A 15049-nucleotide genomic window follows, 5' to 3' on the forward strand; every position below is an offset into this window, starting at 1 on the left:
TTTAAAAATGTTTAAAGCCAGAAATAAAAGCATAAGTCATGAATTTGAGGAAAAGGAGTTAGAAGAATCAGAAATAATGGATGCATATTCCAGGGCCGTCATTGATGCCTCCGCGGCGGTGAGCCCCTCGGTTGTCAGGGTAACAACACAGTCAAAATCAGGAAGCAGAGCAGCAGGCGGGGGTTCAGGGGTCATCTATACAGAGAGCGGCCATATAATAACCAACAGCCACGTCATCCACGGGGCAGAGAGGATAGACGTGAACCTCCACACAGGGGAGCACCACACAGCAGAGGTTGTGGGTGATGACCCCCACACTGACATTGCAGTCATAAAAATTGAACCTGAAACAGAACTCCAGGTACCTGAATTCGCAGACTCCAGCAGGGTGAGGGTTGGTCAGCTCGCCCTTGCAATAGGCAACCCCTTTGGCTTCCAGTTCACTGTCACAGCAGGGGTGGTGAGTGCCACAGGAAGATCCCTCAGGACAATGACAGGAAGACTCGTTGATGGGGTCATACAGACCGACGCGGCACTCAACCCTGGAAACTCTGGCGGCCCACTGGTGGACTTCCGGGGGAGGGTACTTGGAATAAACACAGCACTCATAAGGCCAGCCCAGGGGCTCTGCTTCGCCATACCCTCAAACACAGTCCGGGAGGTTGCAGATAAACTCATAAAGGACGGCAAAATAAGGAGGGCCCACTTAGGGGTTTCATGCCAGAACATAGTCATCAGGGATGAACTCAGGGAAAAACTCGGCTTAAACTCAGAGAGGGGCGTGATGATAGCATCACTCCAGGATGGCCCGGCAAGGGACGCTGGAATGATGAGGGGCGATGTGATAGTGGCAATCGATGATGAGCCGGTGGAGACAGTTGACGACATCCACAGGATACTCTGTGAGGAAAAAATCGACGTGGAATGTCACGTGGATGTGATAAGGGGATCAGAAGCCTTTAAAGTCCAGGTAAGGCCCTCAGAGCTCCAGTGACTCCCCACCAAAATTTTTATGGGTGCACAGAACCATAGGTTATCCGTGGTAAGATGAAACCGTCAGAAAAACTGGATGAAATTGACTCATCACTGAGGGGGGTGGGCTACGTACCAGACAGGGAGATCCTGATAACACTCTTCCTGGCGCTGGAACTTGGAAAGCCCATCCTTGTGGAGGGCCCCCCAGGCACAGGAAAGACAATGCTGGCCAGAAAGGCAGCCGAGGCCCTGGGAAGGGAATTCTTCAGGATACAGTGCTATGAGGGCATAACATTCGAACAGATAGTCGGGGAATGGAACTACCAGAAGCAGCTTCTGAGCCTTGAAAGGTCCCGGATCAGTGGATCCCCAGAGGACGTCTTCAGCGAGGAGTACTTCATAAAGAGACCCCTCCTGTCAGCATTCATCAATGAGAAACCCTCACTCCTCCTCATAGATGAAATAGATAAGGCCGACGAGGAGGTTGAGAGTTTCCTGCTTCAGGCACTTGGAGAAAAACAGATAACAGTCAATGACCTTGGAACCTTTGACCTTAGAAATGATATACTGGTCTTCCTCACATCCAACTCCCAGCGAAACCTACTGGATGAGACAAGAGACAGGTGCCTCTACATACACATCGACTACCCTGACCCTGAACGTGAAATGGAGATTGTGAGGGCACATGTCCCCTCTGCACCTGCCGCTCTTGTTCAGGAGACCGTCATGTTCATAAACAGGATAAGGGAACTGGGTGTCATAAAGAAGCCCTCAATAAGGGCAACGGTGGACTGGCTCCGAACCCTCATGGCCCTTGGAAAGGAACACATTGACCGGGAAACGGCTGAAGAGACCCTGGGTGTCGTTATAAAAAACAGGGCAGACGAGGGCAAGGTCCGGGGACTTGTGGAATCCCTTGATGAGAGTTAACCACCAGTGAAACTGGAGCACAGGTTTCATGGAGAAAATAATTCTTCTTTCGAATATTTTAAGGGATAAGGGACTTCCTGTAAGTATAAGGAGCACCAAAGACGCATTTTCAGCCTATAAAATATTCAAAAACAGACCTGAGCTCAGGGAGGCCCTCTTTTCAGTTTATGTTAAGGACATGAGGCACTCTGAAGCTTTCATGGACGCCTATAATGAAGTTTTCGGGGTTCTGGATGAAGAAAATGATGAATCATCCGGTTCAGGGAAGGGTGAGAGGATTAAGTCTTCAGAGGAACAGACCCCCGGTGAGGTCACTGAGGGCATCAATATTGAGGATTTAGCGGAAATTCAACCTGAAATCCAGGATATCTTTGACTCCAGAACCGATGAGAGCCAGATCCTTGACAGGGATATGTCCACCCTCAACACATTCGACCCTGAGATATTTGAGCTCTGCCGCAGACTGGGAATGAAAATTGCCAATAGAAGATCCAGGAGGCTCCGCCGTTCAAAGAAGATGCGACCCGATATAAGGAGGAGCATAAGGAGGAACATGAAGCACGGGGGCACGATAATTGAGCTCATGAGGGCAGAGCCCAGGGAGAGAAAGAGCCAGCACATATTCCTGAGTGATGTGAGCGGTTCCTGTGACTGGATAAGCAACTGGTTCTTCTGCATAGTCTACGCGGCCCAGAAGACGTTCTACCGGTCACGTTTCTTTGACTTCGACAGCAGGGTCATTGAAACGACCCACCTACTTGATGAGGATGACCTCTACGATGCCTTCAGGAACCTCAGGGAGTCCAGGATAAGGAACCTCATGCTCCATGGGACATCAAACATGTACACAGCCTTCAGCGACTTTCTTGAAAATGTTAATTTCACAGGAAAGTCCTGTATAGTGATCCTCTCAGACTGCAGGGACTGGGCAGGGCCAAGGAAGGATGGGATCCCTGAAAGCGCTGAACTGGTGGCTGAAATGTCTGAGAAGGCAAGGAAGGTCCTCATACTGAACCCCGAACCAAAAAAGAAGTGGGACGTTGTTGACAGCTGTGTTTCAATTTACAGGGATGCCGGTGCAGCTGTGAAGGAGGTCAGGACCTTAAGGCAGCTGGCAGAGGTTATAGAGGGTCTTTGATGGACATAACTGTTTTTAAGAGGATATAAAAATGCTCTTAAACCTTTATCCTTTTACCTTACTTCAGGATAAGGGTGACCTGCTGTTTACGTATCAGCTGTCCAGTTTTTAAAATGCGCCAGTTGCTCTGTTAACTGCATCCACAAGTTCCTGGAGATTTTCACCGCCACTTTCAAAAGGGAAAAAGCCAACAGGAGCTAAAAAATTCATGGTGTAATTTAAAGTCCTGGATTTTCCTTCATCTTTTATTTCGAGTTTTTTGATCCACTTTATGGGATATTTTTCGTGTTTGAATTTCATGCCAGACCTGAAAAAGAGTTCAAGAAATTTACCATCAAAGGTTATCATTACTGGACTGTCTTCGCTCATCATCCCTTCCACTTCGATCATTTCAACCCCCCTAGAGTCATAGTATTTAATATGGGGATTCAGAATATTTAATATTGCCGAGCCTTTGAGCATGGTATTCAAATCCAGTTTCATTTTAAAACCAGACTTCCATGATCTTCATTGCATCAAAATTGGTGTTGAGGCAATGAATATTTTAAACATTTAATAATGAAACCTGAACTTTAAGCAGCTGATAGGGTTAGTTTAATGGATGCAGAGATTTTCAGAGGAAGTTATCCAGTGTAACCCCTCTGTTTGATTTGAGTTCCCTGGGGGGCTCGATCTCCCTGAACTCCAGCCCCTCATCCTCCAGCATCTCCAGGGCATCATGGGTTATTGATGGGGCCACCAGAATACCCCTCACACCCACCTGGTCATCCCTGAATTCATCCACATATCTTCTGAGCTGTTTAACAGCACTCACACCGGCCTTCCTGCTTTTAAGTTCAATTATCATGAGTGAACCATTCTCATCCTTACCCAGAATATCAATGAAACCGGAACTGGTGGCATATTCCCGGGCAACGGGTCTGAAGCCAGGCTCGATGAGGTGGGGGTGCATTATTATCATGTCCCCCATGTCGCTTTCATGGCCAGATACGGTGAGCTCATGCATATCCCTTGGAAGGTAGAAGGAGATGAGGTGTACCTCATGGAGCTCAACCTCAAGGCGCTCCTCAGGGGACCTCCTGATACTTTCAAGAAAGAGGCTTTTCTGCTTCATGTAGACCCTGCACCTTGATCTGGGGGGCTGCCAGTTAACAGGGTCCACCTTCCGGTCCTGGTGGACCATGAATGTTCCATCTGGTTTTATAACGATGAGCCTCTCACCGGCACCAAGACTGCTCCTGGCACGCCCCTCATAGGATGCACTGCAGCAGGCAAGTATCACTATAAGAGAGCGCTTCCTTATACCCTCCTCTAGCAGCCGGTACGCTTCACTTCTGGATGGATTTTCAGATACCCTGCACTTCATGTTTATCAGCAGCCCAATTTTTCACGGTTCTGACTTTACAGAGGTGTAATTGTCTGTTCATCTGGATGTAAGATTTAATATCAATGCTGAAGTTATATATACTCTGCGAGGCAGTGCCACAAGAGAAATGAAAGTTGGTTGTCCATGATAAAGGAATTTGTTATAGGAACCGAGCTTGCACCGGCATATTATGGGGATCTCCTTGAATTCATCCGGCGCTACTATCTCATGCCCGGCGACTTCGATGAAATAAGAAGAGATGGTCTGAGACTTGTTTTCAGGGCATGGAGGGATGAGGGGATAATATATGGTGAGATAATCGCCGGCGAAAACCTCAAACTGATCCTCGAATACCCTGCGAAACTCGGGGAATGGGCAGAGGCAATATATGAGGACATATTCACATCCATCCAGGCGTTTGAGGATATGATGAGGCAGCACACCGTGTACTTTGCCTGGGTGGAGGGGGAGGATATAATCCCTGAAAGACCCCCTACGGGGAGGGGAATGGCATCAAAGGGCATATTCGGAAGCAGCATGCTCCTTGTCTATGTGCTCTTCTTTGGTGTCAACATAATCCTATTCATCATCCTGGGATTCTATGCAGTTATAGCGATCCTCCTCATGCAGCTCGGTATAATACTCCTCTCAGACCGCATATACGCCAGGATGGGTGAATGGGTTATAACCCCAGAAAACCCCAGCGTGCACATAATCCAGTTCCAGCTCCCTGAAGACGAATTCAAATTCTTCATAGACAGGATGGGTAATGAAGCGATCCTGAAAATCAAACGTGAAATTTACAGGCTTTCCCTTGCAGAGAAGAGGCCCCCCACATGTGAGGATGCAAGGGGAGTCCTTGAAAGGTATGGCTTCAGGTGCAATCCACTCTATGAGAGGTCAAGGACCGTTAACCTTTACTCAATAATTGAGGACGCTGCCGGGGCATTCGGGATACCGGTACCCAGGATTGTTCTCTCCAACACCATGATAGCAAACGCCGCTGCAACGGGTCCAAGCCCCAGCAGGGGACTGGTACTTGTAACAACGGGGCTCCTGGTCCAGTTAACCGACGAGGAGGTGCTTGCGGTTATAGGCCATGAGATGGGGCACCTTGTCGGGCGGGACCCCATAATACTCTTCAGCATAGTGTCTGCCGAGTTCGTAATGAGACTCACGGTATTACTGCCGGTTGTGCTGGTTTCCCCGCTTCTCTACATAATCATTGCAATGGGTATAATATTCTTTGTGGCCAAGTTCTTTGAGGCAAGGGCTGACCTCCTATCTGCAATGATTATAGGAAAACCGGAGGTCCTTGCGAGGGCCCTCAGGAAAATAGGTTACCAGAAACTGGCACTTGAGAAGTCAGGCTCCCAGAGGATATCCGGGTGGACGGCCTGGGACCCCCACCCCCCCATATACTTCAGGATAAAGCGGCTTGAAACTCTGAGGGATTATGAGAACGTGAAAAGTCCCCTCATCAGATCAGCGGTTGATGTGGTAAGGGGATTCAGGGACTCTATAAGGCAGTTTTTTTAGGTTATGCTGGTTATCTCAGAAAACTCCAGCATCTGATTTCATTCAAACCTTGAGAGGACCTCTGCAACATCATCAAGTTTTATCTCATCGGGGCCCCGGATACCATACCTCATGCATATGGATTCAACGGGTTCACGGTTTACAAGGTAATCAAAGAGGTCCCTGTACTCATCTTCACTGTAATCATGGTCCTCACGTGTGGCCTCCGCAAGTTCAACTATGGCCTCCCTTAAGAGGTCATCTATCCCCCTTTTACTGGCGAGGCTGTCAAGGAAATCATTTCTTTTAAGGTCCTCCCCAAAGAATTTTTTAAATGACCTCCTCTGCTGGAGGCCCTTGTAGATGATTATGAGTTTATCCTGCATTTCCCTTGCATCACCCTTTCTGATAATCTGAAACCCTCCATTCAATCACTAACTATTTTTATCAATTTCGCCATACAATAAAACAGTTCTGATTCTCAGGGTGACAACATGTACAGGATTGAACTCGATAGGACCATGTGTATATCATGCGGAAACTGTATTGAAAACTGCCCGGAACTCTTTGAATTCGCGGATGATGGTGTTTCATCCCTGGTGTGTGTTGAAATATCTGACATTCAGGTTAAGGAATTTGATGACCCATCATGCAGCGAAAAGGCGGCAGCCAACTGTCCTGTCATGTGCATAAAGCTTTACAGGGATGGTGAGGAGATCACATAGTATTGGTTGATTAAGGAGCATTAAAATGGAGGAAGGCAAACCATCATACTTCAATCTTGCTGAATTCAGATTTGAATCAGGGAAAAAACTCAGAGATGTAAGGGTTGAATACAAAACCATAGGGAGACCCTCCCTGAATGATGAGGGTGGGATAGATAATGCTGTAGTCTATATACATGGGTGGAGTGGGGACTTTTCTTCAGTTAAAAGGATAGCTGACCTCACAGCACCTGGAAGAGCCCTTGAAGGGTTCTTTATAATATCAATGAGCTCACTGGGGTCTCCGGGTTCGGCTTCCCCATCCACGACATCACTTGGAGATGAATTTCCCGCCTACACAGTACTCGACATGGTGAACTTCCAGAGACAGTTTCTCAATGAGAAATTTGGCATAAAAAAGGTCAGAGGAGTCATAGGGACATCAATGGGGGGATTTCAGGCGCTACAGTGGGCTGCAGAGTACCCTGATGAAATGGAGTTCCTCATGCCCCTTGTAACCTCCTGGAGAACAAGGGGAGTTAACTATGCACTCTTCAGTTACATGAACCACCTCATTGAGTCAGACCCTGACTTTGCCGCTGGCAGAAAACCCAGAAGGGCACTGTTACTTTCATCCATGCTCATGTACCTCTATGGACTCTCAAGGGAATACTACAGTGGCCTTGAAAACCCCGAGCTGGAGTCGGCGATGAGGGATATGGGGTCAGAGGGGGAACTCATGGACCCCCATGATGTGCTTTGGAGGAACCGGGCCGCCATGAACCATGACCTGGAGGGTAAGCTCAGCAGGATAAGGGCAAGGACCCTCATATTCGGGGTGAACCAGGACCAGTACTTCCCACCGGAACTTGACACTATCCCAATGGCTGAACTCATACCTGGCTCCGAGTTGATTCTATTTGATTCTGAATGCGGACATCTGGGAGTGAATGAGATAGGTAAATATGGTGAACTCATAGCTTCATTCATTAAAGGTGACAGTGAATAAGAAGGAAGGTGTTTATTTGCAGGTGAAGGTTGAGGATTTTGGCTTCAGTGAGGATAAATGCATGAACTATGTACTCTACAGGGTATCAGACATTGATGATGATGTCAGAAGGAAACTCATGGAGAGACTTGAGGAGGACACAGAGGAGGATAACGGAGACCTTCTTATAACAGTTTTCTATGCGCCGGAGTACTTCCCCTTTGGCTCAGAGGAGGCAAAGGTGCGCATGGACGACTTCATTGCAAGGGAGGAAATTGAGATGACTGTATTCCTCTCCAGTGTCCTTGAGGACTGAAATCATTCAGACCCTGAGTCGCTGGTTCAGATGGGAGATAGGGGGGACATGCATTCGGAGCCTTCTGTGGAAGTTAAAAAAATTGAAAAATCCGGTGATAAATGGAGGGTTGTCCTGGAACTGCGTATTCCAGGACACAGACTATTAGAAATTCTGGATGAATTTGAAAGGAGATTCAGAGATTACTCCTTTCGTGCAGATGGCAGGAATATAACCGTTGAGGCGTCATTTCGGATCCTTGAACCATGGGAGGATGAACCAGTGGAGGATGTGGCTGAGTCCATAGCACTGGAACTTCTCTCCTTTATAAGTGGGGGGCCTCGGGGTGAAATTTGATGGCTACGGGTTCGGCAAATACCTCTATGAGAGAAAGAGGTGGGTTGTGTTTCTCGCACCAAATCAGAGCAACCTTGGAACATGTGTAGTGGTCCTCAAAAGGAGGGAGGAGTTTCTTGGAAACCTAAAGAAGGATGAATGGGATGAAATGCTCCTTATAATATCTGAACTTGAAAATGCAGTGAGAGAGGCATTTGGGGCTGCCATGTTCAACTGGGGCGTCCTTCTTAACTCTTTCTACCGTGAAAACACCTCTCCACCACAACTGCACTGGCACTTCATCCCCCGCTACAGAAATGAGGTGGTAGTGAATGGGGAGGTATTCGATGACCCCTTCTTCGGTTACATGAGGCCAAGGCCCCCAAGGAATATCTCAGAGGAGACTCTCCAGGAAATAAGGAATAAAATGCTGGCCTGGATAAAAAGGTAGAATCATTGCGTGAATGGATACAGAAAGCCTGGGTAGAGAAGCTGGATCATGACTTGAAATAATGCCTTGGATAAATGTTTAAGATTAAAAGAATTTATTTTTTGATCTGCGTGGAGTAAACATACCGACTTTTATCGAAGACGCTCCAGCCGCTCCCTGAACTCCTTACGGTGCCTCTTTTCCTCATCAATTATATGCCTTAAAACCCCGGTGACTTCATCATCGTCAATTATCTCTATCTGCCTCTCGTACTCTTCAATACCCTCTGTTTCCTTCTGGATCTGCCTTTCAAGGCCCTCAATTATATCTTCACCAAGGTACTCCACTGTGCCGATCTCCATTGAGGGTCTGCCGCCTCTCTTTGTTATGAGGTCAGCGAGCCACCACATGTGCCTCATCTCATCTGCCGCGATTCCTTCAGTTAGCCTGCTGAGGTCACAGTCCTCTATAACAAATGCGTTGTAGGTGTACATCATGGTCGCCTCAAGTTCATGGCGGAAGTCGATATTCAGGAGTTCTATTATCTTTTCAGTGTCCATAAAAATCCACCTCAACGTAATATCTGTCCCTCTGGATATATAAGTGGTTCTCACCGTGAGAAAAAGCCCATATACCCTCTGGAATAAATAGAGTATTGGTGATTGGATGCCAGCGGAGGTTTATTTTTCAGATTTCAGGGCAAGGTCCAGGAACGAGAACAGGGGCATGAAGATACAGAGGATATTTGACGCGGCCTTTGGCGAACCCTTCTCCGGGGAGGACATTGTGGCTGTTAAGGTGCATTTTGGTGAACGGGGCAACGACTCCTATGTGAGCCCTGTTCTGGTGCGCCACGTAGTTGAAAGGATAAGAGAGAGCGGGGCATCCCCTTTCCTCACAGATACCAACACCCTCTACTATGGTTCAAGGCACAATTCGGTTGATCACATTGAAACAGCCATACTCAATGGCTTTGACTATTCTGTTGCCGGGGCACCCCTTATAATTGCAGATGGGCTTCATGGAAACAATGAGGTAACTGTGCCTGTGAAGGGAAGGCACTTCAGTGAGGTTAAAATCGCGGGTGACATTGCCGCGGCATCAGCAATGGTTGTCATATCACACTTCAAGGGTCACGGGATGAGCGGCTTTGGAGGGGCCCTCAAGAACCTTGCCATGGGATGCGCCACCATCCAGGGAAAGATTGAACAGCACGAATGCGCAAAACCTGTGGTGAGGGGTGAATGCACTGAATGCGGGGAGTGCGTCTCTGAATGTCCCGTGGATGCCATGACCCTCCATGATGGCGTCATGATAGAATACGATAGGTGCATTGCCTGCATGAACTGCCTTGACACCTGCCCCCGGGGCGTATTTGACCTTGACTGGGAGAGGGACATACCAGAGTTCATTGAACGGATGATGGAATACGCCCTCGGGGTAACATCCACCATTGACAGGATATTCTACCTGAACTTCCTCATGGATATAACCCCTGACTGTGACTGTGTACCCTGGAGTGACAGAAACATAGTTCCCGACATAGGGGTGCTGGCATCAGAGGATCCAGTTGCAGTGGACACAGCAAGTTACCACCTTGTGAATCAGGAGGAGGGAATCAGAGGGTCAATGCTCGAGGAAAACCATGAGACCGGTGGGGATAAGTTCAGGGGTGTGTGGGGTGACGTTGATGGAACCCACCAGCTGGTATATGCAGAGAAACTCGGTATAGGGGTGCGTGATTACAGGCTGATTGAAATACCATAATAAGTGCACAGGGAGGGGACTGAATAAGGAGTGAAGTTTGGGTGTTACTGACGGGACACCTCTATCATCCTCTCAACAGCCCTCCTGGCCCTTTCAGCCACATCATCAGGAACCGTTACAGTGAATTCCTCATTGATCAGTGAATTTTTAACCTTCTCAAGGGTGTGCAGCTTCATGTTTTCACATATGGCCTCTGCGAGGAGGGGAATTGTTTCCTTATCTGATTCAAGGTCAAGACGGGCTGTCATGTCAACCTCTGTACCTATTATGAAGCGCTTTCTATCTGACTCCAGGACCCTCCGCAGCATTCCCCCGGTGCTCAGGATGTGGTCCGCCAGTTCCTGAACTTCAGGGTTACATTCAGGGTGTATGAGTAGTTCAGCGTCGGGGTACTCATCCCTCTTTGCAGCAACATCGGCGACAGTGAACATCTTATGGACGTAGCAGTAGCCGTTCTCTGGGATAGGGATTATCCTCTTGTCGGTGTGCTGCTGAACATACCATGCAAGGTTTCTGTCTGGACCAAAGAGTATGAGGTCCTCCTCCAGACTTTCAACAATCTTAACGGCATTTGCAGATGTGCAGAGAATATCTGCCTCTGCCTTTGCCTCTGCAAGGGTGTTAACGTATAAAACAACTGCAGCGTCAGGGTATCTTTTCCTGGCCTTCCTGACGTCCTCTGCACTTAGCATGTGTGCCATGGGACACTCCGCACCCCTGTCGGGTATCAGGATCTTCTTATCAGGGTTGAGGATGTAGGCTGTCTCGGCCATGAAGTCCACGCCACAGAAAACAACAATATCCCTATCATGTATTTCACTTGCCTTCATGCAGAGTTCAAGTGAGTCCCCTTTAAAGTCTGCAATTTCCTGTATCTCCTTTTTCTGGTAGTTATGGGCAAGTATGATAGCATTTTTCTCCTTCTTCAAGTTCAGAATATCCCTTTGCAGCTGATTTAACATAAGCGTCCCTACTGAAAAATTATATGATAGAATCAAGAATTAAGGCAATCTATCTATAGGGATTAATGTTTTATAAATATTTCCATAAAACAGGCACCCTGAGTGAAATCATCCTTTATTCTGGAACTTTGGGGTCCGTTAATCCCAGATCTGCCTTAACTCAGGGTGGATGGTTTCTGTTATCCCAAGTTCATCCATGGCATCCCTGTAGGCCCTGTAGATGGCTGTAAACTCTGGCCTTATCATGCCCCTGAATGCACCATATCCCATAACACGCCCGTAATTCTCTGTTATTGATGTGATTATTATTTCCATGTCCCTCTTTATTTCCTCAAGGCTGTATCCTGCAGCTGAGATGTTTTCCCTCAATTTTTTGAAGTCAACTGATGCATTGCTCAGGACACCAACCCCCTCAAGGGTGGTTGGACATTCGTCGTGTGGAAGGGATTTGCGGAGCATACCCCCTGCAGGGGCCACACCCATGATTTTACTGGCCCCGATTGACATCGCAAGGAGGATATGCTCATAGATGAGAAGTGCTGTTTCCTTTTGGGTTTCGGGGTCAGCTGGGACATCAATGGATTTGAGTTCCGGGAGGGATAGTGGTGGTCTCACCTCGGGGATGGCTTGTGACTGCAGGGACGCTTTAACTTTGTCTTCCATCACGGGTTTTTCTATTTTCTCTTCAAGAGGCTCTGGTTTTTTAATTTCAGGTTTTTTGAGTACGTCCCGCTGTTCACGCAAAACATCGGCGCTGGTCTCATGCACAGGTTCCTGTTCCTGCACAGTGGCTTCAGGTTTCTGTTCTGCAATCGTAACATTGATTTCATCACCCTTAGGGATCCCACTGACGTCTGAACCTGCAGATTCGGAAGTGATACTTGCTTCAGAACCTTCGGATTGAGGGGTGATACCTGCTTCAGGCTCCATGGTTGATTTAATCCATGCAGCTGATGATTCCTCCTTGACATATTCCAGTTCTTGGAGTATTCCAGGGTCTGAAAGTCTCTCCATGACCCTTCTTGCAAGGAGGATCACCTTGCCAAGGTTTGACCTTTTATCAGCAAGCACAAGGAGATGGAGGGCATCGTTGAGCAGGACCATCTTGCCGCCAGGAAACTCAATAACAGCAGACTGGTAGTCTCCCTGCCCTGCCCTTTTGAGGAGTTTACCTGAAGCATCTGCCATTACACTGGCCATGGATCCAAGGTTTCCGCTGGAGGCTCCCCTGCTGTAGAGGATGCTGCCTGAACTGTCAGTTACGATTACCTCCTCAACACCTTCACCTTCCAGGATTTCACCAACTATCTCTTCAAGTATTCTAAAACCCCCACTCAGATGTTCTCTTTACGCACAAGTTTGCAGTGTGTTATCCAGGCAGCCTTCTTTTTGCCTGGAGGATAACACGTTATGAGCATGAGCCTGGCCTCCCCATTCTGGGCGAAGCGCACGGGATTGACCTTATAGTCCCATCTTATATCATCACCGTTGGATGTCACCACATATACGTAGCGCCTTGAGGAGAGATGGTCCTCTATTATAACCATATCCCCCCTCCTGAGGGCACCTATCCTCCTGAATGGTCCTGAATAGGTGGTTCTATGCCCCAGGATCCCACAGTCGCCTGCAGACCCTGGCATAACACTTTCAGGGTAGTGGTAGACCGATTCATAGGCATTCACGGTGTCCTCCCTTATCCAGCAGCTGACGCCTATTGAGGGTATTATGAGCTTTCCAATTACCGGTCCGCGTGAGCCTGCAACTGTGTTTGGACCTGAGGGGACAGGGTCAAAAAAGTCTCTGGGTGCATTCCTGTAGTTTTCAAGGTGAACCCTTGACCTTTTCCGGGTCTGGTAATCCTCAAAGGCCTTTATAATAATGCCTGAGGTAATCGATACGAAGAAAAGGCATATGATGGCTGCGTAGATGCTGTTTTTTCTCATTCAAAACCCTGCATTTGATCCTGTTTAGAATAACCTTCAAGGACCTTTTTCACATGAGACGCAATCACGTAACGGTATTTTGTTACCTTTCGCGGATCTGGGATCCAGGCTGTCACCTTTGCCTTTATCCCTGTATCTGTAAATTCAAGGACAATGAGCCCTGGCTCAGGGTCCTTCAGTATACCTGGAACCCCCATGAGAACATCCTTAACTTCAGATTCAAATTTTTCAATATCAACGTCGTAGTCAAGGTTGACCCTGAGTTCAACCCTCCTACTTTCCTCTGCACTGTAGTTGACGTAGGCTGTTTTGGAGAAGGTTGAGTTGGGCACTGTTACTATTTTGGCGTCAGGGGTTTTTATTGTTGTTGTCCTGAAACCCACCCTTTTAACCTTACCCTTCTGCCCGGCAACCTCAATGGTGTCACCAACCCTGAAACTCTTATCAGCCAGTATGAACATCCCGGAGATGAAGTTGGATATGATGTCCCTGGATGCAAAACCCACCGAGACACCGGCTATACCCAGGCTCACGGTTATGGCGGTCACGTCTATTCCAAGTTCCCTCAGGACTATGCTAAGGGCTATGATGTATATGCTGTATTTTATTATGTCATTGAGGACCTGTATGAGTGTAAGGTCAAGGTCCCATTTTCTGGTGGACCTCTTGAGGAAATAGGATGCCCACTTAACAAGTAGAACAGCGGCCATCACCGTGACTATTATGATGAGGATGGTTTCAGGCGCTGGAACCGGAATCATCAGCCTTCACCTCCACGGTCATGAGGTCATCTGCCACATCTGTTTCAGGGAAAACCTCCCTTGCGGCGTTCAGAATAACCTCGGTCCGTTTGTATCTGGTGCTGAGATGTGTGAGTATCAGCCTCCTGACGCAGGCAGATGCAGCAACCTCCGCGGCTTCCCTTGCAGTGGAATGCCCACTTTCAGCTGCCTTATCCTCGCTTCCAGCCTCAAAGGTTGACTCATGTATCAGAAGGTCCGCTTCACGGGCAAGATCTATAACAGACTCACAGGGACGGGTATCCCCTGAGTAGCATATCTTTACCCCACGTCGTGGGCTTCCAAGGACCTCCTCTGGTTTTATGATTCTGTCACCAACCCTCACGGGTATGCCCCTGTGCAGCTTTCCAAAGGCAGGGCCCGGTTTGAGTCCGAGTTCAATGGCCTTCTCCCTGAGGAACCTCGGCCTCTTCTTCTCCTCAAAACAGTAGGCGAGGTTGAATACTGAATGGGAGGCGGGTGCCGAGGTAATACGGTAGTCTTCCTCCTCAAGGACTGTGCCGCCCTTAACCTCATGCACATGGATATCAAAATCGAGCGTGAAGTAGCCCAGCTTCATGATGGATTCGTGGAGTTCATGGATTCCTGGGGGCCCATATATCTCAAGGGGCTCCTGGCGCCCCCTGAAGCCCATTGACTGTATCATTCCAGGTATTCCAAGAATATGGTCCCCGTGTAGATGTGTTATGAACATCCTTGTAACCTTCATGGGGCTGATGCCTGCAATGGCCATCTGTCTCTGAGTTCCCTCACCACAGTCAAACAGGAATACCTCACCGGGGATTCGAAGTGCTATTGATGTGTGGTTCCTGTTCTTTGAGGGGACAGCTGATGATGTACCCAGAAATGTAACTTCCATCATATCACTCTTTCAGGTTCTTGGAGGATATCTGCTGG

The 15049-nt window shown here is 48.1% G+C and carries 19 protein-coding genes; 10 read left to right on the plus strand and 9 right to left on the minus strand.

Features of this window, described 5'->3' with window-relative positions; genetic code table 11:
• Window positions 1–76: 76 nt before the first annotated feature.
• Genes MTBMA_RS01895 through MTBMA_RS01905 form a run of 3 tightly spaced genes read left to right on the plus strand, consistent with a single transcriptional unit; the run spans window position 77 to window position 3043 of the window.
• Window positions 77–994, plus strand: coding sequence for a S1C family serine protease (locus MTBMA_RS01895; protein WP_238523390.1), 918 nt, complete (start codon window positions 77–79; stop codon window positions 992–994).
• A 53-nt stretch (window positions 995–1047) separates the two neighbouring features.
• Entirely contained in the window at window positions 1048–1905 is an 858-nt protein-coding gene (locus MTBMA_RS01900) for an AAA family ATPase (protein WP_013295212.1), read from the plus strand.
• A 28-nt stretch (window positions 1906–1933) separates the two neighbouring features.
• Entirely contained in the window at window positions 1934–3043 is a 1110-nt protein-coding gene (locus MTBMA_RS01905) for a vWA domain-containing protein (RefSeq protein ID WP_013295213.1), read from the plus strand.
• A 108-nt stretch (window positions 3044–3151) separates the two neighbouring features.
• Here MTBMA_RS01905 and MTBMA_RS01910 read toward each other — a convergent pair whose 3' ends face one another.
• Window positions 3152–3433: a hypothetical protein gene (locus MTBMA_RS01910; protein WP_148215528.1), complete on the minus strand. Its 282-nt coding sequence runs from the start codon at window positions 3431–3433 to the stop codon at window positions 3152–3154.
• 223 nt (window positions 3434–3656) lie between these two features.
• On the minus strand, window positions 3657–4409 hold the full coding sequence (gene nucS, locus MTBMA_RS01915) for an endonuclease NucS (RefSeq protein ID WP_013295215.1): 753 nt from the start codon (window positions 4407–4409) through the stop codon (window positions 3657–3659).
• Between the two features lie 144 nt (window positions 4410–4553).
• Here nucS and MTBMA_RS01920 point away from each other — a divergent pair, with 144 nt between their 5' ends.
• Window positions 4554–5948, plus strand: a complete 1395-nt coding sequence (locus tag MTBMA_RS01920; protein WP_013295216.1) for a M48 family metallopeptidase — start codon at window positions 4554–4556, stop codon at window positions 5946–5948.
• Between the two features lie 38 nt (window positions 5949–5986).
• Here the strand turns inward: MTBMA_RS01920 and MTBMA_RS01925 are convergent, their stop codons facing one another.
• On the minus strand, window positions 5987–6358 hold the full coding sequence (locus MTBMA_RS01925) for a hypothetical protein (RefSeq protein WP_238523392.1): 372 nt from the start codon (window positions 6356–6358) through the stop codon (window positions 5987–5989).
• A 63-nt stretch (window positions 6359–6421) separates the two neighbouring features.
• Here MTBMA_RS01925 and MTBMA_RS01930 point away from each other — a divergent pair, with 63 nt between their 5' ends.
• The 5 genes from MTBMA_RS01930 to MTBMA_RS01950 all read left to right on the plus strand — a co-directional run bounded on the left by MTBMA_RS01930 (window position 6422) and on the right by MTBMA_RS01950 (window position 8701).
• Window positions 6422–6652 (plus strand): ferredoxin, encoded by a 231-nt coding sequence (locus MTBMA_RS01930; protein WP_013295218.1) that lies wholly within the window; start codon window positions 6422–6424, stop codon window positions 6650–6652.
• A gap of 25 nt (window positions 6653–6677) precedes the next feature.
• Window positions 6678–7640: an alpha/beta fold hydrolase gene (locus MTBMA_RS01935; protein WP_013295219.1), complete on the plus strand. Its 963-nt coding sequence runs from the start codon at window positions 6678–6680 to the stop codon at window positions 7638–7640.
• A gap of 22 nt (window positions 7641–7662) precedes the next feature.
• The gene (locus MTBMA_RS01940; protein WP_238523411.1) at window positions 7663–7935 is read left to right on the plus strand and encodes a DUF5750 family protein; all 273 of its coding nucleotides are present in this window, start codon (window positions 7663–7665) and stop codon (window positions 7933–7935) included.
• A 66-nt stretch (window positions 7936–8001) separates the two neighbouring features.
• Window positions 8002–8271: a hypothetical protein gene (locus tag MTBMA_RS01945; protein ID WP_148215530.1), complete on the plus strand. Its 270-nt coding sequence runs from the start codon at window positions 8002–8004 to the stop codon at window positions 8269–8271.
• Window positions 8261–8701 (plus strand): HIT family protein, encoded by a 441-nt coding sequence (locus tag MTBMA_RS01950; protein WP_148215531.1) that lies wholly within the window; start codon window positions 8261–8263, stop codon window positions 8699–8701. Before MTBMA_RS01945 ends, MTBMA_RS01950 begins: the two co-directional genes overlap by 11 nt.
• 131 nt (window positions 8702–8832) lie before the next feature.
• Here the strand turns inward: MTBMA_RS01950 and MTBMA_RS01955 are convergent, their stop codons facing one another.
• Window positions 8833–9240, minus strand: a complete 408-nt coding sequence (locus MTBMA_RS01955; RefSeq protein WP_013295223.1) for a ferritin-like domain-containing protein — start codon at window positions 9238–9240, stop codon at window positions 8833–8835.
• Between the two features lie 106 nt (window positions 9241–9346).
• Between MTBMA_RS01955 and MTBMA_RS01960 the strand changes: the two genes are divergently transcribed.
• Window positions 9347–10447, plus strand: coding sequence for a DUF362 domain-containing protein (locus MTBMA_RS01960; protein WP_013295224.1), 1101 nt, complete (start codon window positions 9347–9349; stop codon window positions 10445–10447).
• A gap of 44 nt (window positions 10448–10491) precedes the next feature.
• Here MTBMA_RS01960 and nadA read toward each other — a convergent pair whose 3' ends face one another.
• The 5 genes from nadA to rnz all read right to left on the minus strand — a co-directional run bounded on the left by nadA (window position 10492) and on the right by rnz (window position 15011).
• Window positions 10492–11409 carry a quinolinate synthase gene (gene nadA / locus MTBMA_RS01965; RefSeq protein WP_013295225.1) on the minus strand — a complete coding sequence of 306 codons (918 nt, stop codon included), beginning with the start codon at window positions 11407–11409 and terminating at the stop codon, window positions 10492–10494.
• 138 nt (window positions 11410–11547) lie between these two features.
• The gene (locus MTBMA_RS01970) at window positions 11548–12609 is read right to left on the minus strand and encodes a hypothetical protein (protein WP_013295226.1); all 1062 of its coding nucleotides are present in this window, start codon (window positions 12607–12609) and stop codon (window positions 11548–11550) included.
• 134 nt (window positions 12610–12743) lie between these two features.
• Window positions 12744–13352 (minus strand): class E sortase, encoded by a 609-nt coding sequence (locus MTBMA_RS01975; RefSeq protein WP_013295227.1) that lies wholly within the window; start codon window positions 13350–13352, stop codon window positions 12744–12746.
• On the minus strand, window positions 13349–14113 hold the full coding sequence (locus tag MTBMA_RS01980; protein WP_013295228.1) for a mechanosensitive ion channel family protein: 765 nt from the start codon (window positions 14111–14113) through the stop codon (window positions 13349–13351). The genes MTBMA_RS01975 and MTBMA_RS01980 overlap by 4 nt, the downstream gene beginning before the upstream one ends.
• A complete protein-coding gene (gene rnz, locus MTBMA_RS01985) occupies window positions 14091–15011 on the minus strand; it encodes a ribonuclease Z (RefSeq protein WP_013295229.1) in 921 nt (306 codons plus the stop codon). The genes MTBMA_RS01980 and rnz overlap by 23 nt, the downstream gene beginning before the upstream one ends.
• Window positions 15012–15049 lie beyond the last annotated feature (38 nt).

Source organism: Methanothermobacter marburgensis str. Marburg, from assembly GCF_000145295.1.
GTDB classification, from domain to species: Archaea; Methanobacteriota; Methanobacteria; order Methanobacteriales; family Methanothermobacteraceae; genus Methanothermobacter; species Methanothermobacter marburgensis.